Annotated in this window: 26 protein-coding genes, 2 tRNA genes and 1 pseudogene; 21 read left to right on the forward strand and 8 right to left on the reverse strand. The window is 67.5% G+C overall.

The genetic code is table 11. The annotated features are described in order from the left end of the window. Positions 1-11 precede the first annotated feature (11 nt). The 12 genes and pseudogenes from cobS to DOL89_RS13100 all read left to right on the forward strand — a co-directional run bounded on the left by cobS (position 12) and on the right by DOL89_RS13100 (position 8,146). Positions 12-1,025 carry a cobaltochelatase subunit CobS gene (gene cobS, locus DOL89_RS13040; protein WP_225889791.1) on the forward strand — a complete coding sequence of 338 codons (1,014 nt, stop codon included), beginning with the start codon at positions 12-14 and terminating at the stop codon, positions 1,023-1,025. 365 nt (positions 1,026-1,390) lie between these two features. Then, positions 1,391-2,017, forward strand: a complete 627-nt coding sequence (locus tag DOL89_RS13045; RefSeq protein WP_162937497.1) for an outer membrane protein — start codon at positions 1,391-1,393, stop codon at positions 2,015-2,017. A 105-nt stretch (positions 2,018-2,122) separates the two neighbouring features. Continuing rightward, positions 2,123-2,662 (forward strand): type 2 periplasmic-binding domain-containing protein, encoded by a 540-nt coding sequence (locus DOL89_RS13050; RefSeq protein ID WP_119679546.1) that lies wholly within the window; start codon positions 2,123-2,125, stop codon positions 2,660-2,662. 76 nt (positions 2,663-2,738) lie between these two features. After that, positions 2,739-3,908 carry a radical SAM family heme chaperone HemW gene (hemW, locus tag DOL89_RS13055; RefSeq protein WP_119680421.1) on the forward strand — a complete coding sequence of 390 codons (1,170 nt, stop codon included), beginning with the start codon at positions 2,739-2,741 and terminating at the stop codon, positions 3,906-3,908. Between the two features lie 61 nt (positions 3,909-3,969). Further along, the gene (locus tag DOL89_RS13060; protein WP_119679547.1) at positions 3,970-4,506 is read left to right on the forward strand and encodes a DUF1697 domain-containing protein; all 537 of its coding nucleotides are present in this window, start codon (positions 3,970-3,972) and stop codon (positions 4,504-4,506) included. 84 nt (positions 4,507-4,590) lie between these two features. Next, positions 4,591-4,667 (forward strand) — tRNA-Arg (locus tag DOL89_RS13065). Positions 4,668-4,774: 107 nt separating this feature from the next. Continuing rightward, complete coding sequence (locus DOL89_RS13070; RefSeq protein ID WP_205574583.1) at positions 4,775-5,197, forward strand: DUF1622 domain-containing protein; 423 nt, start codon at positions 4,775-4,777, stop codon at positions 5,195-5,197. 122 nt (positions 5,198-5,319) lie between these two features. Next, positions 5,320-5,541, forward strand: a complete 222-nt coding sequence (locus tag DOL89_RS13075) for a hypothetical protein (RefSeq protein ID WP_119679548.1) — start codon at positions 5,320-5,322, stop codon at positions 5,539-5,541. A 588-nt stretch (positions 5,542-6,129) separates the two neighbouring features. After that, positions 6,130-6,306, forward strand: a complete 177-nt coding sequence (locus DOL89_RS24910) for a hypothetical protein (RefSeq protein WP_162937498.1) — start codon at positions 6,130-6,132, stop codon at positions 6,304-6,306. 164 nt (positions 6,307-6,470) lie between these two features. Beyond that, on the forward strand, positions 6,471-6,899 hold the full coding sequence (locus tag DOL89_RS13090; RefSeq protein ID WP_119679551.1) for a MarR family winged helix-turn-helix transcriptional regulator: 429 nt from the start codon (positions 6,471-6,473) through the stop codon (positions 6,897-6,899). A gap of 200 nt (positions 6,900-7,099) precedes the next feature. Further along, positions 7,100-7,755 (forward strand): annotated as a pseudogene (locus tag DOL89_RS13095) (TerC family protein). Between the two features lie 85 nt (positions 7,756-7,840). Continuing rightward, complete coding sequence (locus DOL89_RS13100; RefSeq protein WP_119679552.1) at positions 7,841-8,146, forward strand: hypothetical protein; 306 nt, start codon at positions 7,841-7,843, stop codon at positions 8,144-8,146. A 41-nt stretch (positions 8,147-8,187) separates the two neighbouring features. On the opposite strand, the gene DOL89_RS13105 is transcribed toward DOL89_RS13100, so the two are convergent. Then, positions 8,188-9,396 (reverse strand): adenylate/guanylate cyclase domain-containing protein, encoded by a 1,209-nt coding sequence (locus DOL89_RS13105; protein ID WP_119679553.1) that lies wholly within the window; start codon positions 9,394-9,396, stop codon positions 8,188-8,190. 237 nt (positions 9,397-9,633) lie between these two features. Here DOL89_RS13105 and DOL89_RS13110 point away from each other — a divergent pair, with 237 nt between their 5' ends. Beyond that, positions 9,634-10,497, forward strand: coding sequence for a pirin family protein (locus DOL89_RS13110; protein ID WP_119679554.1), 864 nt, complete (start codon positions 9,634-9,636; stop codon positions 10,495-10,497). Between the two features lie 55 nt (positions 10,498-10,552). On the opposite strand, the gene DOL89_RS13115 is transcribed toward DOL89_RS13110, so the two are convergent. Then, positions 10,553-10,627, reverse strand: a tRNA-Gly gene (locus tag DOL89_RS13115). Positions 10,628-10,950: 323 nt separating this feature from the next. Between DOL89_RS13115 and trxA the strand changes: the two genes are divergently transcribed. The 5 genes from trxA (at position 10,951) to DOL89_RS13140 (ending at position 13,873) form a co-directional block, all read left to right on the forward strand. Further along, positions 10,951-11,901, forward strand: a complete 951-nt coding sequence (trxA, locus tag DOL89_RS13120; protein ID WP_119679555.1) for a thioredoxin — start codon at positions 10,951-10,953, stop codon at positions 11,899-11,901. Continuing rightward, positions 11,898-12,560: an LON peptidase substrate-binding domain-containing protein gene (locus DOL89_RS13125; RefSeq protein ID WP_119679556.1), complete on the forward strand. Its 663-nt coding sequence runs from the start codon at positions 11,898-11,900 to the stop codon at positions 12,558-12,560. The genes trxA and DOL89_RS13125 overlap by 4 nt, the downstream gene beginning before the upstream one ends. Before the next feature lie 46 nt (positions 12,561-12,606). Further along, positions 12,607-12,804 (forward strand): Trm112 family protein, encoded by a 198-nt coding sequence (locus tag DOL89_RS13130; RefSeq protein ID WP_119679557.1) that lies wholly within the window; start codon positions 12,607-12,609, stop codon positions 12,802-12,804. A gap of 8 nt (positions 12,805-12,812) precedes the next feature. Next, positions 12,813-13,214 (forward strand): gamma-butyrobetaine hydroxylase-like domain-containing protein, encoded by a 402-nt coding sequence (locus DOL89_RS13135; protein ID WP_119679558.1) that lies wholly within the window; start codon positions 12,813-12,815, stop codon positions 13,212-13,214. Between the two features lie 80 nt (positions 13,215-13,294). Further along, positions 13,295-13,873: a YcbK family protein gene (locus DOL89_RS13140; protein ID WP_119679559.1), complete on the forward strand. Its 579-nt coding sequence runs from the start codon at positions 13,295-13,297 to the stop codon at positions 13,871-13,873. A 25-nt stretch (positions 13,874-13,898) separates the two neighbouring features. On the opposite strand, the gene DOL89_RS13145 is transcribed toward DOL89_RS13140, so the two are convergent. From DOL89_RS13145 to DOL89_RS13165, 5 genes are all read right to left on the reverse strand, one after another. After that, the gene (locus DOL89_RS13145) at positions 13,899-14,357 is read right to left on the reverse strand and encodes a (deoxy)nucleoside triphosphate pyrophosphohydrolase (RefSeq protein ID WP_205574701.1); all 459 of its coding nucleotides are present in this window, start codon (positions 14,355-14,357) and stop codon (positions 13,899-13,901) included. Then, complete coding sequence (locus tag DOL89_RS13150; RefSeq protein WP_119679560.1) at positions 14,350-14,916, reverse strand: GNAT family N-acetyltransferase; 567 nt, start codon at positions 14,914-14,916, stop codon at positions 14,350-14,352. The genes DOL89_RS13145 and DOL89_RS13150 overlap by 8 nt, the downstream gene beginning before the upstream one ends. A 3-nt stretch (positions 14,917-14,919) precedes the next feature. After that, a complete protein-coding gene (argJ, locus tag DOL89_RS13155) occupies positions 14,920-16,164 on the reverse strand; it encodes a bifunctional glutamate N-acetyltransferase/amino-acid acetyltransferase ArgJ (protein WP_119679561.1) in 1,245 nt (414 codons plus the stop codon). 218 nt (positions 16,165-16,382) lie between these two features. Next, positions 16,383-17,639 (reverse strand): porin, encoded by a 1,257-nt coding sequence (locus tag DOL89_RS13160; protein ID WP_162937499.1) that lies wholly within the window; start codon positions 17,637-17,639, stop codon positions 16,383-16,385. A 185-nt stretch (positions 17,640-17,824) separates the two neighbouring features. Further along, entirely contained in the window at positions 17,825-18,418 is a 594-nt protein-coding gene (locus DOL89_RS13165; protein ID WP_119679563.1) for a nucleotidyltransferase family protein, read from the reverse strand. Positions 18,419-18,506: 88 nt separating this feature from the next. On the opposite strand from DOL89_RS13165, the gene DOL89_RS13170 reads away from it, so the two are divergent. After that, positions 18,507-19,388 (forward strand): TIGR01459 family HAD-type hydrolase, encoded by an 882-nt coding sequence (locus tag DOL89_RS13170; protein WP_205574584.1) that lies wholly within the window; start codon positions 18,507-18,509, stop codon positions 19,386-19,388. Between the two features lie 16 nt (positions 19,389-19,404). Here the strand turns inward: DOL89_RS13170 and DOL89_RS13175 are convergent, their stop codons facing one another. Then, a complete protein-coding gene (locus tag DOL89_RS13175; protein ID WP_225889792.1) occupies positions 19,405-19,791 on the reverse strand; it encodes a ribbon-helix-helix domain-containing protein in 387 nt (128 codons plus the stop codon). A gap of 189 nt (positions 19,792-19,980) precedes the next feature. On the opposite strand from DOL89_RS13175, the gene scpA reads away from it, so the two are divergent. Then, entirely contained in the window at positions 19,981-22,134 is a 2,154-nt protein-coding gene (gene scpA / locus DOL89_RS13180; protein ID WP_119679565.1) for a methylmalonyl-CoA mutase, read from the forward strand. Positions 22,135-22,337: 203 nt separating this feature from the next. Further along, on the forward strand, positions 22,338-23,513 hold the full coding sequence (locus tag DOL89_RS13185) for a DUF4097 family beta strand repeat-containing protein (RefSeq protein ID WP_119679566.1): 1,176 nt from the start codon (positions 22,338-22,340) through the stop codon (positions 23,511-23,513). Positions 23,514-23,551 lie beyond the last annotated feature (38 nt).

Below are 23,551 nucleotides of genomic sequence, written 5' to 3' on the forward strand. Positions count from 1 at the left end.
TGGCATCCCAAATGGCACCTACCCAAGCCGCGACCGCACACGCCCAGACGCTGGCGCACACGAACCTGCCGGACATCCGGGTTTCCGTGCGCGAGCTGTTCGGCATCGACAGCGACATGATGGTGCCCGCTTTCTCCCAGCCGACCGAGCATGTGCCGGAAATCGACCCGGCCTACCGCTTCGACCGGGAAACCACCCTGGCCATCCTGGCGGGCTTCGCCTACAACCGCCGCGTCATGGTCCAGGGCTATCACGGCACCGGCAAATCCACCCATATCGAGCAGGTGGCGGCCCGCCTGAACTGGCCCTGCATCCGCGTCAACCTGGACAGCCACATCAGCCGCATCGACCTGATCGGCAAGGACGCCATCGTGCTGCGCGAGGGCAAGCAGGTGACGGAGTACCGGGAGGGCATCCTTCCCTGGGCGCTGCAGAACCCCTGCGCCATCGTCTTCGACGAGTATGATGCCGGCCGCCCGGACGTGATGTTCGTGATCCAGCGCGTGCTGGAGGTGGAAGGCAAGCTGACCCTGCTGGACCAGAACAAGGTGATCCGCCCCCACCCCGCCTTCCGCCTGTTCGCCACGGCCAACACGGTGGGGCTGGGCGACACGACGGGCCTGTATCACGGCACCCAGCAGATCAACCAGGGCCAGATGGACCGCTGGTCCATCGTCACCACGCTGAACTACCTGCCGCACGACCAGGAGACGGAGATCGTCCTGGCCAAGGTGCCGGGCTATGACAGCGACGAGGGGCGGAAGAAGATCAGCGCCATGGTGCGGCTGGCCGACCTGACCCGGGCCGGCTTCATGGCCGGCGACATCTCCACCGTCATGAGCCCGCGCACGGTCATCACCTGGGCACAGAACACGGAGATGTTCGGCGGAGACATCGGCTTCGCCTTCCGCCTGACCTTCCTGAACAAGTGCGACGAGATGGAGCGGCCCACCGTGGCCGAATATTATCAGCGCTGCTTCGGCAAGGAGCTGCCGCAGTCGGGCGTACAGGCCGATCTGGTCTGAAGGCCGGTCTGGTCTGAAGAGTGAGCGCCGGGGCGCACCACTCCCCGTGAGGAAAAGGCCGCTGGATGAACCCAGCGGCCTTTTTCATGTCCGTGCGCCTGTCGGATGGCGGCGTGAGCGCCGTCACACCGCATGCGCTTGCATCATGACGCCTCCCCCGCTCGCTGCATTGCTCCTGTGACCGGCCGCACAGTTCGGCCCGAGATGCGGGCCTATACAAATCCCATCACGGACGGCGGGGCCTGACAGCAAGTCACCTCCCCGATCCAGTGGAATATGGACTGGCATGAATACCAGTCCACGGAGCAGGCCGGACTATGGATCAGCGCCGACCCTCCGCTGGGAACCTTATCAGGAGATGCATCATGCGTCGTTTTGCTTTCGCTCTGCTTGCTGGTGCTGCGCTGACGGTGGTTGCCACCGCGCCGGCCATGGCCCGCAGCCCGTTCGACGGCCCGTATGTCGGCGCCTTCGCCGGTTACAGCGATGGCGACGTTGAGACCACGGTTGGCGCCATCGCCGACGATGTCGGTGTCGATGGCTTCACCTTCGGCGGCTATGCCGGTTACGGCAAGACCTTCGACCGCTTCTATGTCGGCGGCGAGGGCGAGGTCGCCTACTCCGACCTGGATGGTGACCGTACTGTCGGCGGGCTGGCCACCAGCTTCGAGACCGACTGGACCTACGGGCTGTCCGCCCGCGCCGGTTATCTGGTGACCCCGACCGTCCTGGCCTATGGCCGCGTCGGCTACCAGTGGACCGAGTTCGAGGGCACGGCTGCGGCCGGAACCACCGCGGTCAGCTTCGACCGCACCTTTGACGGCTGGCGCTTCGGCGGCGGCGTCGAGGTGGCGATCACCGACAATCTGCTGAGCCGCGTCGAGTACACCTACACCGACTATGACGAGTACGACGTGACCGTCGGCACCTCCGTCGGCGGGCTGGAGCCCAACGCCCACACCGTCAATGTCGGTCTCGCCTATCGGTTCTGACCGTTCCGGCCGCGGCCCTGCGCCTGCCCCTCCCCTGGGGTCGTGACCGATCTACCGCCCCTCCGGCCTGCCCGCCGGAGGGGCGGACTTTCTTGGAGGCCCGCCATGCGCACCCGGATCGGATTTACCGCCCTGCTTCTCGCCGCCCTGCTGCAGACGCCCGCCGCCGCAGCCCCGGTCGAGGCAGGTCCGCCCGGCGGGCAGTATCTGATGATCCTGGCCAGGGACGGCGCTTTCGCCGGGCAACTCTGGTCGCTGGCCGGGCGCAGCCTCGCCATCGACCCGGCGGCTCCCGGAACCGGGCGGCTGCTGACCCGGCTCACCGACGCCCATGGCTGGAGCGATGCCGACCGCGCCCACTGGCAGAGGCTTTCCCTGGAGGAGGCGGTGCAGGCCGTCTGCGCCGACGACATTCCCGCCCTGGCCACCATGTCCGGCCCGGACGATATCCGGCTGGCGGTCCTGCCGGAAAGCTGCCGCCTGCGCATGATCGACCTCGGCGACGGCGTCAGCCGCGCCTTCGCGGAGCAAGCCGCCGGGCTCGCATCCGCCAGCATCCCGGACGGCCGGCTGGCAGCCGTTCCGCTGGGAGCCGACACCATTCTCGACATGTCCGACGTGCAGGTCGCCGACCGCGCCGAGTAACGCCGGCATGGCCCGCCCTGCAGCGGGCATCGCCGGCCTCTTCCGTCCAGCCGCGTTTCGCGCCATATGGGGCCGCATGACCAGCCCCGCCCCCACCGCCCCCGGTTTCGCGCTCTATGTCCACTGGCCCTTCTGCAAGGCCAAGTGCCCGTATTGCGACTTCAACTCCCATGTCCGCGCGCGGGTGGAACACGCCCGCTGGCGCGCCGCTTTGCTGCGGGAGCTGGACCATTTCGCCGATTTGACCCCCGGCCGCACCCTGACCTCCGTCTTCTTCGGCGGCGGCACGCCCTCTTTGATGGAGGCGGAGACGGTGGAGGCCGTGCTGAAGCGCGCCGATGAGCGCTGGGGCCTGCCCGCCGGAACGGAGGTGACGCTGGAGGCCAACCCCACCAGTGTGGAAGCCGGCAAATTCCGCGCCTTCCGCGCCGCCGGCGTCAATCGCGTCAGTCTTGGCATCCAGGCGCTGAACGCCGCCGACCTGAAGTTCCTCGGCCGGGAGCATTCGGCGGAGGAGGCGCTGGGGGCCATCCGTCTGGCGCGGGAGCTGTTCCCCCGCTTCAGCTTCGACCTGATTTATGCCCGCCCTGGCCAGACCGTTTCCGGCTGGCAGGCGGAGCTGACGCGCGCGCTGGAAGAGGCGGTGGGCCACCTCTCCCTCTACCAGCTCACCATCGAGGAGGGGACGAAGTTCCACACCCTCTACAGCCGGGGCGAGCTGGTGATGCCGGAGGAGGAGCTGCAGGGCGAGCTGTACGATGCCACGCAGGAGCTTCTCACCGCCGCCGGCCTGCCGGCCTATGAAATCTCCAACCACGCCCGTCCGGGCGAGGAGAGCCGGCACAACCTCACCTACTGGCGCTATGGCGACTATGTCGGCATCGGGCCGGGCGCGCATGGCCGCCTGACGCTGCCGGACGCCGGCAAGGTCGGCACCAACACCCACCGCGCCCCCGAGATCTGGCTGGAACGGGTGGAAGCCGGCGGCACCGGCGCCAAGCCCTTCGAGCCCATCGCCCATGAGGACCGGCTGACCGAGCTGCTGATGATGGGGCTTCGTCTAGCCGAGGGCGTGCCGCTGGCGCGGGTGGAGGAGGAGGCGGGCCGGCACTGGCGCGAGGTGCTGAAGCTGGACCGCATCGACCGCCTGTCCCGCCATGGCCTGCTGGAGCTGTCGCCCGAGCGCCTGCGCGCCAGCCATGAGGGACGGACCCGCCTGAACGGCGTGCTGGCGGAGCTGGTGTAGGTGACTTCCGCCCCGGCCTCCATCACAGTGGGGGCTGGAATCCTCTCGGAACAGGCGGAACATGCCGAGCTATGCGGCGCTGCTGCGCGGGGTGAATGTCGGCAAGGCGAAGCGCATCGCCATGGCCGATCTGCGCAGGCTGGTGGAGGAGCTGGGTTACGGCCGCGTCCGCACCCTTCTGAACAGCGGCAATGTGGTGCTCGACGCCGATGGGGAGGAGCCGGCGCGGATCGCGGCCCGGATCGAGGCCGCGCTTGCCGCCGCGGCCGGCATTAAGGCGCGAGTCTTCGTGTTTCCCGCGGATGAGCTTGCGGCCGCCATCGCGCAGAACCCCTTTGCCGATATCGACGTCGACCCCGCCCGCCTGCTGATCGCTTTCGTCGGGGATGCCGGCGGGCTGGAGCGGCTGCGCGTGCTCGAAGCGACCGACTGGACGCCGGAGCGGATCGCGGTGACCGGACAGGCCGCCTATCTGCTCTGCCCGGACGGCATATCGGCGGGCAGGCTGGCGGAGGTGGCCTTCAAGGCGCTGGGGGACGCCGGTACCACGCGCAATCTCGCCACCGCGATGAAGCTGCTGGACCTCGCCGGGAGGTGATGGTCCCGCGCGTTGGAATAGAACCCCCGCCTTGCCCAGATTCGGGTTGGAAAGCGGCGCGCCCCCGTCTAAATTGGCCGCGGCGCGCCCGTAGCTCATCAGGATAGAGCGCGAGTTTCCTAAACTTGAGGCAGCAGGTTCGAGTCCTGCCGGGCGCACCACCCCAACCTCATCCTCGGTCCCGCTGTTCATCCGGCACGCAACGCTGCCGCGTATGGTGCTGTTCTGCCTGCATCCCCGAACGAAGGTGCGGAAAGGACCCGGCGGAATGAATGAGAATGGTGCGGGCGCGCAGGGCATGGATGTGGCGGAACCGGCCTGGTTCGACGCGACGCTCCACTACGCCGCCATGCTGATCGAACTGGCCGGGGTGGCTGTGATCGCGTTCGGCATCCTGGCGGCGGTGGCGATCTTCGCCATGGCGCTGTCGAGAGGGGTCGGCTGGGCCAAGGCGTACCACCGGCTGCGCACCAGCTTGGCGCGCGGCATCCTGCTCGGGCTGGAATTCCTGGTGGCCGCCGACATCATCGGCACAGTGGCAGTGGAACCCACCCTGGACAATCTCTATGCGCTGGGCCTGATCGTCATCATCCGCACCTTCCTCAGCTTCTCCCTGGAAGTGGAGATCGAGGGGCGCTGGCCCTGGCAGAAGCCCACCGATCCGGCCGACAGCATCTCCCGCCACGGCTGACGCCCGTTCGGCGCGCCACCTCCTCCGAACGTGCCGCTCCCCTCCCCGGACGGAACAAAGCGGCTCCGGCTGCGTTCCCCGTGCAATCAGCCGGAAGCGCCGCAATCCAGGGAGGGTCTGTCATGGCCTATGTCGTCACCCGTGTGCCCCGAATTTCCAAGCACTGGGGCATCCATGACCGCCAGACCAATCTCTGGTGCCCTGTTCCCGCCGGCGAGGATGCGGCCATAAAAGTCTGCGAGCGCCTGAACAACGGCGCCAAGGCGCCGCCGCTGCCCTGGATCGAAATTCCGGCCGAGAAGCACGGCGCCACCGACAGCCGCAGCTACCGCGGAGCCGGCTGACGCCGTCCGGCACTCCCGAAACCGCACCGACCGACGGTCGCAGGTTGGTTCCCGCCTTGTAGGGCATGGGCGCCATGCGGCCGTCTCAGCTTGACCAATCTCATCCGATACAGGATGTATTGCTTTCCCGCACATATCTGCTGTGGGCCCGCCAATACCAGGCCGTATCGGGAGATTTCCCATGATCGCGCATGTTCTCAGGCGCCTCGGCGCCCTCGTTTCCGGCCCGCCGCGGGCCGATTTCAGCGGAATTCCGCCAAACCTGCTCCGTGATGTGGGGCTGGACGGGTCGCATATCCGGATGATCGCTGTCTCTCCGCGGGAGCAGGATACCGCCCCGTCCAAGCGTCCTTTTTCGTTCCGGACCCATCCGGCATCGGAACTGGTTGAGTTGAGGGACAGATCGGCTGTTGCATCCGTTTCGGATTTCCGGCACAACATTGCCGGTTCGCTGGCGGCCTGACTGCCGCCGGTGGATGCCGGGTTCGACGTGCCCGGCGGTGAGAGCGGTGTACGAAGCTGGCGGAACGATCCGGTTCCGGCGGTGTCAGAAGAGAAATCCCCTCTGAACGAGAAGGAGATCGAGACATGACCATGACCCTGATGAGCTACGGGACCGGCGTCCTGCTGTGCGCCAACTCTCCCTTTGCCGCGGGCGTCGTGGAAGGCGCGCCCAAGGCGCGACGTCTCGTCAAATATCGTTTGAAAGAGGGAAGACATGAGCATCTTCGTATCGCTGGGCGCCGGGCCCAAATTCTTCATTGAGCTGGCCCGCTGGGCCGACGCCCCTCGGGGCCTGGACATCCGCCGTGAGAATGGGGAAGTCCTGATCTGGCTCGGCAGGCTGCACGTTATCTACACGCCGGCCCGTTGGCGGCCGGAAACCCGCGGTCCGACGATTGGAGGCCCCACGATTGGACCCACGTTCGATGGACAAGACCCGAGCAGCCGCAAGCTTGCGGCCTGAACAGCTCGATCCGCTGGTCCGGGTGCTGGAGGCGTTCCGCCTTCTGGACCCGGACCTGCCCATCCAGTACGCGCTGAGCTTTCTGACCATCGCCCAGAATGAAGGCATGTCCATCCGCGACCTGTCGGAGCGGCTGGGCATCGCGCAGAGCAGCGCCAGCCGCAATGTGGCGGCGCTGTCCAAATGGCACAGCTTCGGCAAGGAGGGCCACGATCTGGTGCAGGCGGAGGAGGACCCTCGCGAGCGCCGGCGCAAGATCGTGACCCTGACCCCGAAGGGCCGCACCCTGGCACGTCATCTGGCCGAGCTTATCGGCGGTGACGGCAGCCAGGGCGGCGGCCGCGGCGGTGATGCCGACGAAGCGCCCCTGCGCCGCGCCCGCGCCGGCTGATCCCCTTCCCGCTTCTGTTCATCCCAGCTTCCGGGGGGAGCGGATGCGCGCCGTCGATCGCGTGCGGCCGGTCCCGCCGCCGCCCTTTGCAGGCGGGGCTGCGGCGCGCGTGAGCTGGATTGCCTTCTGGCGGCCTTTTGGATACACGCCCGCCGGTCCGGCAGGGTCCGCCGGGCCGTCCGTCGAAGTTATCCGCGCAAATGATCTGGGAAGAGCTGTACGCCCTGGCACAGGTGCTGTTCATCGACCTTGTGCTAGCGACAATGCCATCGTGGTCGGAATGGCCGCCGCGGGCGTGGCGCGCAGCCAGCGCCGCACCGTCATTTTCTGGGGCATCGCGGCGGCGGCCGTGCTGCGCATCGTCTTCGCCCTGCTGACCACCCAGCTGCTGGCCATCATCGGCATCACGCTGGCGGTCGGCGTCCTGCTGCTCTGGGTCTGCTGGAAACTTTGGCGCGGACTGCGCCAGCAGGCGGAGGAGGACACCGGAGCCGAGCTGGTGGCGGAAGCCGCGGGCGAACATGCCCCGCATCCGAGGGCCGACGCGCTGCCCGATGAGGGCACCAAGCCGGTGGGAGTCGCCATCCGCCAGATCATCCTGGCCGACGTCTCCATGTCGCTGGACAATGTGCTGGCCGTGGCCGGCGCATCCCAGGACCATGAATGGGTGCTGGTGGTGGGGCTGGCCATGTCGGTGGTGCTGATGGGCGTGGCGGCTACCGTGATCGCCCGCGTGCTGGAGCGGCACCACTGGATCGCCTATATCGGCCTGGCCGTGATCGGCTGGGTGGCCGTCAACATGATCTGGACCGGCGGGTTCGAAGTATTCGATACCGTGAACAGCGCCGGCGGCTGATCGCCGCTACTGCCCTCCCCATCCCCACGGAACCAGCATCCGCCATCCCTGTTGGCGCGGGTCCGATCAGTGTCAGGAGGACAGCATGGCGGAGAAGCACGCGACCCGTAGCGGCGGCGGTGTGGACATCACCGACAATGCCAATGGCGGCCAAGCCCCCAAGGGCATGGAAGGCCAGGAACAGGACCAGAATGGCCGGGACAAGGCCGCCGGCTCCGGCGGTTCGTCCCATATGCCGCCGGCCGGCGCCGGCGCCGGCGGGGTTTCCGGCGCCAAATCCGGGACCGGCATGGGCACCGCGGGCAGCGAGGACACCCGCAATCCCGACGGCAGCGCCCAGAATCGCGGCCCCGGCACCACCATGACGGTGGGCAAGGACACCGGGCAGTAACCGGCGGACACCCGCGGGCCGGATCGAAGCCGCGATCCGGCCTATGCCCGGTCCAGCGTGAACAGCTCCTGCGCACGGGCCACGCCGCGCAGGGCGTAGCGCCCGACCGAGACCAAGTGACGCCGTTCCGGCTCCGGCGTCGCCGCGGCGAACTCCGAGGAAACCAGCACCTCCCGGTCCGCCGACCGGCACATGGAGGCAATGCGGCTGGCCTCGTTGACGCAGGGGCCGACCACGGTGAAGTCCAGCCGCTCCTCGCTGCCGATATTGCCGTAGAACACGTCCCCGATATGCAGACCCAGATAGACCGTGGTGACCGGGCGCCCCTCGGCCGCGCGCCGCGCATTCAGCGCCCGCAGCCGCTCGCGCAACGCCCCTTCGGCGGTCAGCGCGCAGCGGCAGGCGGTGGCCGGGTCCGCCGCCTTGAAGATCGCCAGCACACCGTCGCCCATCAGCTTCAGCACGTCGCCCCCGGCATCGTGCACGGCGGAGATCACGGCATCCGCATAGTCGTTCAGCAGCGGGATCAACTCGTCCGGCGGGGCTGCGTCGGCGATGGTGGTGAAGCCGCGCAGGTCGGAATACCAGATCACCGCCCCGATCTTCTCCGTCTCCCCGCGGGAGATGCGGCCGCCCAGCACCATGCGGCCGGGGTCGCGGCCCAGATAGACCTCCACCAGCGTCTCCGCCACCCGCGCCAGCGAGGCGCTCTTCACCCCGAGCGCCAGCAACGGCGCCAACCGCCGCAGGGCGGCCATGCCCGCCTCGGTGAAGCCTTCGGGGCTGCGCGTGGACCATGAGGAATAGACGCAATCCATCTCCCCGATGATGCGCCCGCCGGTCAGCCGGTGGATCATGGCCGCGTAGTCGGTATGCCCGTCGGCCCGCATCTGCTCCAGCACCGGGAACCCCAACGGCTCGTTCCCGCGCAGGGAAAAGCGCAGCTCGTCCAACCCATCGGCCAGCATGTGGAAGAAAGGACTCTGCCGCCACGCCTCCGCCCCCTTGCCTTCCTGGCTGCGGCCATAGGCGAAGACCGTTCCGTCCTCCCCGCCATCATCGTGCCAGATGAAACTCCGGCCCTCATGAACGGGGTGCAGCGTGTCGATCATCACCAAGGCGCGGGCCAGCGGCAGTCCGGCCTCGCAGCACCGTGCCGCCAGTCCGGTCAGCAGCTCGGTCTCCGACGCCCCGGACAGTCCGCTCTGGACCAGCCAGGCGGAAATCCGCTCGATATCGCCGTCAAGCATGGTGCCGCCTCTCCCAATCCCATTCCCAGTATGCCCGATTCCGCGCGCCCTGTCGGTGACGCTCATTACAGACGGCGGGTGGGCGGATGCGCTTGGCGTACCGGACTTCAGCGCGATTTGTGCGACAGCGGCGACACTCCGTCCAGGATCGGACTATTGTTCCCGCCACTGCCCGGCGCACATGACGACGATCCGATGGCGCCGAGGCGTCGCGCTTTCCCGACCAGGAGGTTCCCCATGACCGCACGCAGCCTCAAGGCCGTCCACCCGGCCCACCGGGACGATATCCGCGACCTGCAGACGCGCCGTCCGCTGCCCGGTCCGGCCGTGCCGCAGATCGATCCGTTCCTGTTCCTGAACCATCACGGCCCCCAGACCTACCCTCCCGGCAACCAGGGCCTTCCCTTCGGCCCCCACCCGCACCGCGGGTTCGAGACGCTGACCTTCATCCTGGAGGGGGAGCTGGCGCACCGGGACAGCGCCGGTCATGAGAGCATCATCGGTCCTGGCGGCATCCAATGGATGACGGCCGGTTCCGGCCTGATCCATTCCGAACTGTCGCCCGACCGCTTCAAGCGCAGCGGCGGCCCGCTGGAGATCCTGCAGCTCTGGATCAACCTGCCCGGCCGGCTGAAGATGGTGCAGCCGGCCTATACCGGCGTTCAGCAGCCGGATATCCCCGTTCTCTCCCTGGCCGGGGGCCAGGCACGGATGAACCTGATCGCCGGCAGCTTCGACAGCACGGCCGGCCCGATCCAGTCCCTGACCGGCATCATGATGTCCACCGTCACGCTCGAGCCAGGAGCGGAGGCGGCGCTGGCGGCGCCGCAGGACCGCAACGTCTTCTTCTATGTGGTCCGGGGGGAGGTCGCGCTGGCGGGACGGAAGGTGCCGCAGTTCAATCTGGTGGAGATGAGCCGCGACGGCGATGAGATACGGATCGAGTCCGCCTCCGGCGCCGTGCTCCTGTTCGGCCACGGCCAACCGATCAACGAGCCCGTCGTCGCCCACGGCCCCTTCGTGATGAACAGCCGCGAGGAGATCATCGCCGCCATCCGCGACTATGAGGCCGGCAAGTTCCACGGCGTTCAGCTGGCCTGATGCCGGACAAAGCAAAAGGGCCGGGAAGTTTCCCGGCCCTTTTTGCTGTTCAATCTGGAGCGGGCGAAGGGATTCGAACCCTCGACCCCAACCTTGGCAAGGTTGTGCTCTACCCCTGAGCTACGCCCGCATCGCCAGATCGTTACCGCCGCTTCGTTCGCGTCCCGGAGGAGTGCGCCCCGGCGGTGAGCGCGGAATATATACATGCCGCGCCGAGCTGCAAGCGCTTTTTTCGCTGCTCCGCAAAAATCTTCGAGGCCCGCTCGGCCCGCCCGCCCGGACTGCCGCGGAAGGAGACGGAGCGGTCCGGGCGGGCCATGCGTTACCAGCCGGTCAGCCGACCTTTGCGGGTAGGCGTGGCGCGGTCTATATAACGGCGGAGTGAAAGGGCGCCTCTGCCAAGCCGCCGGGCCGATGCGCGGACGTCCTTAGAGAAGCCAAGGGATAAGACGAATGCAGAGCAGCTTCCCCCCCAATGGCGGAGCCTTCGGCGCAGGTGCGGGCGCGCCGCGCGGCGGGGCCGCGGACGTGGTCAAGGACGCGACCGACGCCAGCTTCATGGCCGACGTGATCGAGACGTCGCGCACCGTACCCGTCCTGGTCGATTTCTGGGCCCCCTGGTGCGGTCCTTGCAAGCAGCTCGGCCCGGCGCTGGAAAAGGTGGTGCAGGCCGCCAAGGGCGCGGTCCGCATGGTCAAGATCAATACGGACGAGAACCCGGCCGTTGCCGGCCAGCTCCGCATCCAGTCGATCCCCGCCGTCTATGCCTTCTTCCAGGGCCGCCCGGTGGACGGTTTTGTCGGCGCCCTGCCGGAATCCCAGCTGAAGCAGTTCGTCGAGCGGCTGATCAAGATGGCCGGCGGCGTGGCCCCCGGCGAGGATCTGGCCGCCATCCTGGAAGAAGCGAAGCAGGTTCTGGAGACCGGCGACATCCAGACGGCCGCCGCCATCTATAATGACGTGCTCCAAGCCGATCCGGAGAATGCCGCCGCCTTCGCCGGGCTGATCCGCTGCCTGATCGCTGCGGGCCAGACGGAAGAGGCCAAGGTCATGCTGGACCAGGCGCCGGACGGCATCGCCAAGTCGCCGGAGCTGACGGCCATCCGCACCCAGCTCGATCTGGCGGAGCAGGCCAAGCAGGCCGGCCCGATCCCGGAGCTGATGAACCGCGTCGCCCAGGACCCCAACGACCTCCAGACCCGCTACGATCTCGCCCTGGCGCTCTATGCCGCCGGCAAGCGCGAAGAGGCGGTGGAGGAGCTGCTGGAAATCGTGAAGCGCGACCGCGAATGGAACGAGCAGCAGGCCCGCAAGCAGCTTCTCAAATTTTTTGAGGCTTTCGGGCCTACGGACAAGCTGACGGTCATGGCCCGGCGGAAATTGTCCTCTATCTTATTTTCATGAGCCGCAATCCATTCGATCCGAGCTTCGACGAGCTCCCCGCCAGCATCCCCGTCTTTCCCCTGACGGGGGCGCTGCTGTTGCCGCGGGGAAAGCTCCCGCTGAACATCTTTGAGCCGCGCTACCTGAACATGGTCCAGGACGCGCTGGCGGGCGACCGGATCATCGGCATGATCCAGCCGGCGGAAGGCGGCCTTCCCGGAGAGCCGCCGCCGCTGCTGCCCATGGGCTGTGCCGGCCGCATCACCTCCTTCGCGGAGACGGAGGACGGCCGCATCCTGATCACGCTGACCGGCCTCTGCCGCTTCACCCCGAAGCAGGAGCTGCCGCTGTTCCGCGGCTATCGCCGCGTCATCCCCGACTGGTCCGCCTTCGAGCTGGACCTGACGGAGGACGAGGCGGAGGTGCTGGACCGCGACCGGCTGGGTTCGGCGCTGCGGGCCTATTTCCAGAAGCAGGGCATCACGGCCAACTGGGACGCCATCGCCGGCACGGCGGATGAGCGGCTGGTGGCCACGCTGGGAATGATCTGCCCGTTCGATCCGTTCGAGAAGCAGGCCCTGTTGGAAGCGGCGGACCTGCCGACCCGTGCCGATTTGCTGCTTGCGCTGCTGGAAATGGCGGTGCACGACAAACCGGGCGGCGAGTCCGCCAGACATTGACGCGCCGGCCGCCAAGGCCGGAGACAAGAGACGGAGGAACCCTGCCATGGCTGCCGCCAAGGTCGATCCCAAGCTGCTGGAAATCCTGGTCTGCCCGCTGACCAAGTCGCCGTTGCGCTACGACGCCGAGGCGCAGGAGTTGATCAGCGACCAAGCCGGCCTGGCCTATCCCATCCGCGACGGCATCCCCATAATGCTGGTGGACGAGGCCCGGCCGCTGGACAGCGCCAGAGCCGGCGCCTGAGGAGCATCATGGCCACTGAGGAACGCTTCGCCACCGACCCCTTCGGGACCAGGGCCTGGCCGGAGGAAATCCGCCTGAAGAAGGCGGAGCGGCTGCTGCATATCCGATTCGAGGATGGGGCTGAGTTCGCCCTTCCGGCGGAGTATCTGCGGGTGGAAAGCCCCAGTGCGGAGGTGCAGGGCCACGGCCCCGGCCAGAAGCAGACCGTGCCGGGCAAGCGCCAGGTCGGCATCCGCGCGGTGGAGCCGGTTGGCAATTACGCCGTCCGGATCGTCTTCGACGATGGGCACGATACCGGCATCTTCTCCTGGTCCTATCTCTATGAGCTGGGCGCAAAGCAGGCGGAGAAATGGGCTGCCTATCTGGACGCGCTGGAGAAAAAGGGCCTGTCGCGGGACCCGCGGTTCTAAGGCGACCGGTCTCCGCGAATGGACCCTTAATGCCTTCGTGGTAGACTCTGCCGGAACTGCCCCGCCCGGAGTTGCCCGCCTTGACCCTGCCCCGCCGCCATCTTTTCGCCTGCGGCGCAGCCGCCGCCCTGATGGTCCTGGGCGCCTGCGGCGGGCCACGGACGCCCGAACTGGCCGAACCGGTCCTGCCGCCCCTGCCCGGTACGCGGCGCATCGTGCTGGTCCACTCCCCCAGCCGGGAGCGCGTGGACGTGGTCTATGCCCGTGAGGGGCGCTACGACGCCACGGCCCTGGCGCAGATCAATAATCTGATGCGCGACCGCAATACGGGGGATCTGGCGCCCATCGACCCGCTATTGCTGGATTTCCTCTGGGATCTGCTGTTCCGCACCGGCATCGCCGAAGGCACGGAGGTGCAGATCACCTCCGGCTACCGCAGTCCCCAGACCAATGCCCGGCTGGTGTCGCAGAACAGGAACGCGGCGCGCGAGAGCTTCCACATGTCGGGCAAGGCCATGGATTTTCGGGTGCCGCTGCTTCCCGGCGCTGCCTTGGCTGAGATCGCCAAGACCATGCAGCGCGGCGGTGCCGCCTACTACCCCTCCACTGGCCACACCCATATCGACACCGGCCCGGTCCGCACCTGGCGGACGAAGTAGGTTCCGCCGCATTCGGGCATCGGGCCTACAGCAGGTCCCGCAGCATGGCGACCAGCGGGATGTCCGCCGGGGGCATGGGATAGTCCTTCATCCGCACCGGCTTCACCCAGGCGAGTTGCTGCCCCTCCAGCCCCTGCGGCGTGCCCTTCCACACCCGGCAGGCATAAAGCGGCATCAGCAGGTGGAAACTCTCATAGCGATGACTGGCGAAGGTCAGCGGAGCGAGGCAGCTCTCGGCCGTGTCGATCCCCAGCTCCTCCTTCAGCTCGCGGATCAGCGCCTGTTCGGGCGTCTCCCCCTCATTCACCTTGCCGCCGGGAAATTCCCAGAGGCCGGCGAGCTGTTTGCCGGGCGGGCGCTGGGCCAGCAATATTCGGCCATCGGCATCCACCAGCGCCACGGCGGCCACCAGCACCGTCCGCACTGGCGGCAGGGCCCGGTCGGCCTCCTGCCAGCAGGGAGTATCGCCGGACTCTTCAGGCATGGTCATGGTTGGCCTCGAACGCGGTGCGGGTGATTCGGTGGATGTTGGCGGGGGCGGGGCCGCCGCGCAGCCCGCGGGGGTGCAGCGGATCGACCCGGACAATCCGGAAGCCGGCCTTCTTCAGCACGTTGTTGCTGGCATGGTTCATGGGATCGACGGCGGCCTCGATCGCGGACAGCCCCACATCGCGGAAGCCGCAGGCCACCATGGCCTGTGCCATCTCCGTCCCCAGCCCCTGCCCCCAAGAGGCGGGGGAGAGCCAATAGCCAAGCTCCGCCTCCCCCTCCCCGCCAGCGGCCATGTCCAGCCCGATGGCGCCGATCATCTCCGCCCCGCCATCCGGCACGGCCACGAGATGGAGCAGCGTGCCGGTCCCACGCCGGGCGCAGGTGATCGCCAGCCAGCCTTCCGCATCCGCCATGGAATAGGGATGCGGCACATGGATCAGCCACTGCGCCACTTCCCACCGCCCGATCTCCCGCACCAGCACGGGCAGGTCGGCCGCTGTCAGCTGGCGGAGCGTGAGCCGGCCGGTGCGCAGGGACATGGGCAGCTGCACCGGTCAGCTCCGGTAGCTGCCATTGATGTCGATGTAGCCGTGGGTCAGGTCGCAGGTCCAGACCGTGGCGCGGCCGGGGCCGATGTTGAGGTCGATGTCGATATCGATCTCCAGCCCCTTCATGTGGGCGGCCACCGGCGTCTCGTCATAGCCCGGCACCTCCATCCCGTTTGCGCAGATCTGCACCCCGCCGACGGAGATGACCAGCTTGTCCCGGTCTGCCGCCTCGCCCGACCGCCCCACGGCGGCGACGATACGGCCCCAGTTCGCGTCCTCGCCCGCAATGGCGGTCTTCACCAGGGGGGAGTTGGCCACGGTCATGCCGATCCTCTTGGCGGCGGCGTCATCCTCGGCGCCCGCAACGCGGATGGTGACGAACTTGGTCGCCCCCTCCCCGTCCCGGATGATCTGCTGCGCCAGATCCAGGCAGACCTCCTCCAGCGCCGCGGCGAAGGCAGCGACGCGGGGGTCGTCGATGCTGGTGATGGCACTGTGCGCGGCCTTGCCGGTGGCGCAGGCGATCACCGTGTCGCTGGTGGAGGTGTCGCCATCCACGGTGATGGAGTTGAAGGTGCGCACCGTGATGCCGGACAGGAGTTGCTGGAGCACAGGGGAGGAGATGGCGGCGTCGGTGAAGACGAAGCCCAGCATGGTGGCCATGTCGGGGGCGATCATGCCGCTGCCTTTGGCGAAGCCCGCCACGGTGACGGTGACGCCGTCGATTTCCGCAAAGGCCGCGGCCCCCTTGGGGAAGGTGTCGGTGGTCATGATGGCGCGGGCCGCCTTCTCCCACGCCGCCCCTTCCGCCGGGACCAGCTTGTCGACCATCGCTGGCACATGCCTGGCGATCAGGTCCTGCGCCATGGGCTGACCGATCACGCCGGTGGAGGCGAGATAGACCTCCTCCGGCGCGCAGCCGATGGCCTGGACCGTGGCGTCCAGCGTTGACTGCACGAACGCCTCCCCGGCGGCACCGGTGAAGGCGTTGGAATTTCCGGCATTCACCACCAGCGCCCGAGCGGAACCGGTCTTCAGCGCGTGACGGCACCAATGCACCGGTGCGCTGGCTGTCTTCGACGTGGTCAGCACGCCGGCCACGGTCGTCCCCGGCTCCAGCACCGCCAGCATGGTCTCATCCCGTTCCGTCTTGTAGCGGATTCCGCTGCGGTGCGCGGCAAGGCGGACGCCGGCCACGGGGGGCAGTTGCGGGAAGGCGGCCGGGGCGAGCGGGGAGATTTTGGAGGCCATGGGGCGTCCTGTCGGTCGGGGGCGGGATGGTGCGGCGGCCGCACCAGGGATCGGGGGCATGAAGCCGGGACATGCCGCACAGGTCAAGGGGCCAGCGGGCAGGTTCCAGCATGGCCCATAACGGACAAACCCCGCCGGTAAGGGCGGGGTTTGCCTTTGTGCCGTGCCGGAAAACCGGCCGGCCTTCTTATGAAGCTCCCGAAGGGAACGCTTCCGGATCAGAACCGGACGCGGGCGCCGGTCATGACGCCGAGAACGTCGCGGTAGTTCACGCCGCCGGCATCCAGCTCGTGATTCCGGACCGAGACATAGACTTCGGAGGAGATCGCATCGAGCTGCTGCACCATGGTGACGCCATAGGCAGTTGCATCGCTTGCAACCCCGACCGTGACGCCGGCGGTCGTGGCAGTGCGGATGTCGCTACCTTCGTAGTAATCGATCGCGAAGGCCGTCTGGCCGATCGGCGAGAACTTGGCGGCGTAGCCGAGCTTGCCGTACCAGTAGGTGGCCGAGTCGATCGTGCCGGTGTTGTAGTTCTGCTCGCCGGCTGCGACGGTGGCGTTGATGCCCGATGCCAGCTTGACGGAGATGGAGCCGGCGTAGCCGTCCTCGAACGGAGAGCCGAAGTCGTCGGCGAAGTCCCAGTAGCCGACGGCGGCAGACACGGAAGTGTCCCCGAACTTGCCGGCATAGCGCAGCGCGGCGTCGTAGTTCCCGCCGTGGCTGGCGCTCGCCGAGGCGGTGAAGCCGGCGATGGAGGTGGTGTCGAACCGGACACGGTCGTCACGGTTCAGACCGTCGAAGTTCTGGAACGCGGACTGGACGTTCACAGTCGTCGAGGCCCCGCCGGTCGCAAAGTTCAGACCGCCGAAGGTGGCGCCGATGTCGGAATAGATGCCGAGGTTCGCCGTGCCGGACAGGTCGACTTCGGAGACGACGTTGGAGGCCATGTCGCCCTGGCCGAGCCAGATGCGGCCGACATTCTCAACCTGCGCCCAGACTTCCATCTTGCGCTCGTTGAAGCTCAGCGCCGTGGACTGGCTTTCAAGGCCGGTGCTGCGTGCATTGTTGGAGATCGCCTCCAACTCCAGCACGGAGCCGAGCGACAGGCTGTCATTCACCTTGCCCGACGCGCTGATGTTGAAGCGCGAGGACGCGCCGTTGTTGTCGACGAACAGGAAGTCGTCGTCAGCGCCGTTGTCGGCGTAGGTGACAGCGCGGTTGATCCAGCCGCCGAAGGTGACCTTCACCTTCGGATTGCCCTGGGCAATCGTCGGGGCCGCGGTGACGGTCGGGGCCGGGGCCGCCGCCGGGGACTTCTCCAGCCGCTCGATGCGGTTCAGCAGTTCCTGAACCTGGCCGCGAAGCATCTCGACTTCGGAGTTCTGGGCTGCCGCGGGGGCCGCCGACGCCAGCATCAAACCAATTACAGCGCCACCCGTCATCAGGGCGGTCCGGGCGCTACGAGTAAACATGTGCAACTCCTCCCGCTGGGGATCTCACCCCTATTTGCAGTGCCCCGCCAGAATGATGATTTTCCTCTGGGACTCAAGCTCCGCGGGGATTGGAGCCGCGGGAAAGCACGCGCATGTTGCCGGTTCGACACACAATCACCGCCCCAAAGGCCCACCACCTCCACTTTTGTTGCAAAGATGTTAAGTCATTCTGGACGTGTACATGCAGCCGCCTCGCGTAGCCATGGCCAGCGCGCCTTGTAGCTGGCCACCTTCTCGGCATAACGGGCCGGATTGCGCAGCAGCGGGCAGGGACGGAGCAGCCCCTGCTCCATCTCCTCCAGCCCGTAGGGGGCGAAGAGCCGGGCAATCCCGCCATCGGCATCCGGCTGCACGCCGACGCAGGTGCCGGCCACCAGGAAGCGGCTGATGCCATCCGTTGCGGAGGACAGCGGCGCATAGGGCACGCCGAATTTCCGCTCGTACCAGAGATGGACCCGCGCCTGGTTGCGCACTTCCACTACAGCGCCCTGGGCCGCCAGATCGGCGAAAAGCCGCTCCGCCGCGCGGATGGCCCGGTCCTCCGCCTCATAGGACAGGTCGGCCGAATCGAAGTAGAAGACATCGTAATCCTTCACGTCGGCGTCCGGCGGCCTTCCCGACTTCAGGTTCCAGACCGCCTGATACAGGCAGCCGGCCACCAGCCAGCAGTCCGGCAGGCCGAGGGCGGGCAGCCGGCGCAGGATCTCGCCATTCAGCGGGTTGCGCAGGATGGCGGCGATGAATTCGTCCTCGGTCATGGCGGCGAATCTACCCCTCGCCATCCGTCAGCCCAGGCCCTAACTTCCGACCGTCCGGAACGCATCCATCTCTCCGTCCATGGTGACCATGACCTCCGCAATCCCCTTGATCGACGGCCTGTCCCGCGTGGCCGACCGTTATGACGGCTTCATCCTGGACCTCTGGGGGGTGGTGCATGACGGGGCGGAGCCCTATCCCGGCGTGCCGGAGTGCCTGGCCAAGCTGAAGCGCCGGGGCAAGCGGGTCTGCCTGCTGTCCAATGCGCCGCGCCGGATTGCCTCCAGCCGGGCCAAGCTGGACGGGATGGGAATCACCGCCGATCACTATGACGCCCTCTACACCTCTGGCGAGGCGAGCTGGGAGGCGTTGCGCGACCCGCCGGACGCTTGGCATATCGCCCTGGGCTCCCGCCTGCTGCATATCGGCCCGCCGCGCGACAACGACGTCTATGCCGGGCTGCCGGGCCGCGTCCGCGTGACCGACCCGGCCGAAGCGGACTTCGTCGTCAACACCGGCATCGACGATTTCGACGAGACCCTGGCCGATTACGAAGGGGTGCTGCAGGCCTGCGCGGCGCGGCGCCTGCCCATGCTGTGCGCCAATCCGGACCTGGTCGTGGTGGTGCAGGGCCGCATGGTGATCTGCGCCGGCGAGTTGGCGCGGCGCTATGAGGAGCTGGGCGGCAGCGTGGCCTATCACGGCAAGCCGCATGCGCCGGTCTACCGCCGTTGCCTGGAGCTGCTGGGCGGGGTCGCGCCGGACCGGATCTGCATGGTGGGCGACAGCCTGCGCACCGATATCGCGGGCGCCAACGCGGCTGGGATCGACGGCATCCTGATCACCGGCGGCATCCACCGGGAGGAGCTGGGCACCGAATGGGGAGCCCACCCGGACCCGGAGCGGCTGGGCGCTCTCGCCGCCGCCAGCGGCCACCGTCCGACGGCGGCGATGCCCCGGCTGGCATGGTAGGCGGCAAAACCCGGGATCAGTCCTCGGCCTTCTCGGGCGTTTCGGTCGAGAACACGTCCATGGCGCGCTCGAACACGCCGCTGGACGCGCCGGGTCCGTCGAATCGGGCCTGGCTTTCCTCCAGCCCGGTGAGGCGGACGGTGGCCTCCCGGAAGTAGCTGAGAATGAAGACCCGAAGGGCCGCCGTCAGTGAGCTGTCGCCACGGCGGTGGTCCACCAGGGTGGCGATGTCATGGACTGATTTCATCTCCCGCTTGCAGATATCGGCAAGACTGTCCCACTGCAACGGCTCCATCCGCACGCTGGTCCGCCGGCCGGACACCGTGATGTTCTTGCAGACGGATTGCATCACTTCCGGTGCTGTCGCATTCGGCTCTACCGCCGGACGCCGTCTTGCGGCCATCTGAACCTTCCAACCAACCACATCCAAAACGTTGGTCGTGAAGATATGACCTTCACTAGTATGACACAACGTTTCTTCGTTAACCTCTGCGTAAGATGACAGCGCTGCGGCATGGGTCTATAGTAGCGGCCACTGTATGACCGGCGGGAAATTGCCCGCCCAACCAATGACTTGCCAGTGGGAGGGCATATGACCGAGTTCCCGAAGAAGAACCGCGCGGACTGGGAGGCGTTGGCCGCCAAGGACCTGCGCGGCGACTCGCCGGAGAGGTTGGTCTGGGCGACTCCAGAGGGACTTTCGGTCAAGCCGCTCTATACCGCGGCCGACCTGGAAGGCCTGGAAACGGACACCCTGCCCGGCTTCGCCCCATTCACCCGCGGCCCGCGCGCCACGATGTATGCGGCCAAGCCCTGGACCATACGACAGTATGCTGGCTTCAGCACGGCCGAAGAGTCAAACGCCTTTTACAAGGCGAACCTCAAGGCCGGCCAGATGGGCCTGTCGGTCGCCTTTGATCTCGCCACGCATCGTGGCTATGACAGCGATCATCCAAGGGTTGTGGGCGATGTCGGCAAGGCCGGGGTCGCCATCGACAGCGTCGAGGATATGAAGATCCTGTTCGACGGCATTCCGTTGGATCAGATGTCGGTCAGCATGACCATGAACGGCGCCGTGCTTCCGGTGCTGGCCATGTACATCGTCGCCGCCGAAGAGCAGGGGGTGAGCGCCGACAAGCTGTCCGGCACCATCCAGAACGACATCCTCAAGGAGTTCATGGTCCGCAACACCTATATCTATCCGCCGGAGCCCTCCATGCGGATCGTTGCGGACATCATCGAGTACACGGCGCTGAACATGCCGAAGTACAACTCGATCTCCATCTCCGGCTACCACATGCAGGAGGCCGGGGCGACGGCGGTGCAGGAGCTGGCCTTCACCCTGGCCGACGGGCTGGAATATGTGCGCGCAGCGCTGAGCAAGGGGCTGAAGGTCGACCAGTTCGCGCCGCGCCTGTCCTTCTTCTTCGCCATCGGCATGAACTTCTTCATGGAGGTGGCGAAGCTGCGCGCCGCCCGCCTGCTGTGGGCGGAGCTGATGCAGAAGAACTTCCAGCCCAAGGATGCCCGCTCGCTGGCGCTGCGCACCCACTGCCAGACCTCCGGCGTCAGCCTGACCGAGCAGGACCCCTACAACAACATCGTCCGCACCACGATCGAGGCGATGGCCGCCATTCTGGGCGGCACGCAGAGCCTGCACACCAACAGCTTCGACGAGGCGCTGGGCCTGCCCACGCCCTTCAGCGCCCGCATCGCCCGCAACACCCAGCTGATCATCGCGGAGGAGACAGGCATCCCCCATGTCGTCGATCCGCTGGGCGGCAGCTATTATGTTGAGCACCTGACCCACAGCCTGGCCCAGGCGGCCCGTGAGCTGATCGAGCAGGTGGAGGGCATGGGCGGCATGACCAAGGCGGTCGACAGCGGCATGCCCAAGCTGCTGATCGAGGAGGCCGCCGCCCGCCGCCAAGCCCGCATCGACCGGGGCGAGGAAACCATCGTCGGCGTCAACAAGTACCGTCCCGCCAATCCGGAGAAGGTGGACGTGCTGGACATCGACAACACCGCCGTCCGCGAGAGCCAGATCGCCCGCCTGAAGCGCATCCGCGAGACCCGGGACGAGGCGAAGGTGCGGGAGACGCTGGCGGCGCTGACCCGTGCGGCGCAGACCAGGTCGGGCAACCTGCTGGACCTTGCCGTCCAGGCCGCCCGCGCCCGCGCCACGGTGGGCGAGATTTCCGATGCCTTGGAGCAGGTCTTCACCCGCCACCGCGCCGTGATCCGCAGCGTCTCCGGCGTCTATGGCGCGGCCTATGAGGGGGATGAGGGGTTCCGGATGATCCAGAAGGAGATCGAGGCCTTCGCCGAGGAGGAGGGCCGCCGGCCCCGCATGCTGGTGGTGAAGATGGGCCAGGACGGGCATGACCGGGGAGCCAAGGTGATCGCCACCGCCTTCGCCGACATCGGATTCGACGTGGATGTGGGGCCGCTGTTCCAGACGCCGGAGGAGGCCGCACGGCAGGCGGTGGAGAACGACGTCCATGTGGTGGGCGTCAGCTCCCAGGCCGCCGGTCACAAGACCCTGGTTCCGGGGCTGATCGAGGCATTGCGGAACGAGGGGGCCGGCGACGTCATCGTGGTGTGCGGCGGCGTCATCCCGCCCCAGGACTATGATTTCCTGCTGAAGGCCGGGGCCGCCGCCATCTACGGCCCCGGCACGCACATCCCCCAGGCCGCCGCCGAAATCCTGCAGATCATCCGCAGTCGCCGCGCCAAGGCCGCATAAGGAGGAGAGGACCGGCACCGCCTTCACAGCGGCGCCGGTCCGTAGCATCATGCCCTGGGAAGGTGTGGCTGGCGTCTGACCCAGCCATGAGCGGCACGTAACGGGCCGGTGAATTTTGTAACGGCAGTGTCACTGCCCGCGACAGCCGGCCGGGACGCGCAATTATAGGGGAAGTTCCCGTGACCCAGCGCAGGATGCGAACCATGAACGCCCCCGCCCTCCCCGACCGCCCTCGGCTTCAACCCGGTGTCCCCGCCGGCGGCATCGCCGCGCTCGCAGTCGCGGGCGTGATGCTGGTCTGGGGTCTGGTGGCCGGTGGAAATGAGGAGCAGCGGGACTTCGCAGCACCTCGTGCGCCTCAAGCGCCCCACGCCCCTCTGGCACCGCTCGCGCCCATTCCGCCGCTGCCCCATATTTCGGTCGGACATGAGGATATCCAGGGCGTCGTCGCCGAAGCCATGCGCAACGTGGATGTCGAGGCGATCCGCCGCGATGCCATGGCCGCGGTGGAGGATGCCCGGCGGGAGATGGAGGCGATGCAGACCGAGATGCAGCGCTCGACCGGCCAGCGCGCCACCGCCGCCGGCCAGTTCCATGGGACCGACGCCATCGATGCCGTCTATGAGGTGACCGGCGGCGTGAAGCTGGTCAATCTGCGCGGCGATCTGGTGATAAGCGCCGGAGCGCCCGGCCAGGTGCGGCTGATGGTGGAGGAAGGCGGCAGGAAGCTGAACACGGTCGTGGCGGACGGGCAGCTCACCGTCACCGGGATGGGAGACCAGAGCCCGGTGACCGCGATACTGGAGATCCCGGCGGACAGCCACCTGTTCCTGGCGGCGTTCAGCGGGGACCTATCCCTGGACGGCAGCTTCCATGGGGACCTGACCGCCGACATCATGTCCGGCGACATCGCGGCGGAGCAACTCGCCAGCGCCACCATCCAGATCCATAACCGCGGCGACGTATCGGTGGATCGGGTGGACGGCAAGCTCGGCCTGTCCGTTTATGGCAGCGGCGACTTCTCCGCCAATCAGGTCGGGTCGCTCGCCCTGGAACTGCCGGGCCGGTCCAGCATCTCCATCGAGCGCGTCGCCGACGGCGCGTTCATGTCCATTCCAGGCCGGGCGGAAGTGCATATCGGCGAGGTGTCGGGCCCGGTGAAGGCCGCCTTCATGGGCTCCGGCGAGATCACGGTGGAACGCGGGCGGGCGGAAAGCCTGAACGTGGCCATGCTGGGCAATGGCGACTTCACCTTCACCGGCACCGCCGTGGACCCCGAGCTGTTCATGGGCGGGTCCGGAACCATCCTGGTCCCGAACATCGAGGGCACGCCGCGCATCCACCGCGCCGGGTCCGGCGATATCGTCACGAAGCACTGATCACGGGTTTCCGCCGTTCACGGCTGACCGGGCTGAGG

This window comes from Indioceanicola profundi, assembly GCF_003568845.1.
GTDB lineage: Bacteria > Pseudomonadota > Alphaproteobacteria > Azospirillales > Azospirillaceae > Indioceanicola > Indioceanicola profundi.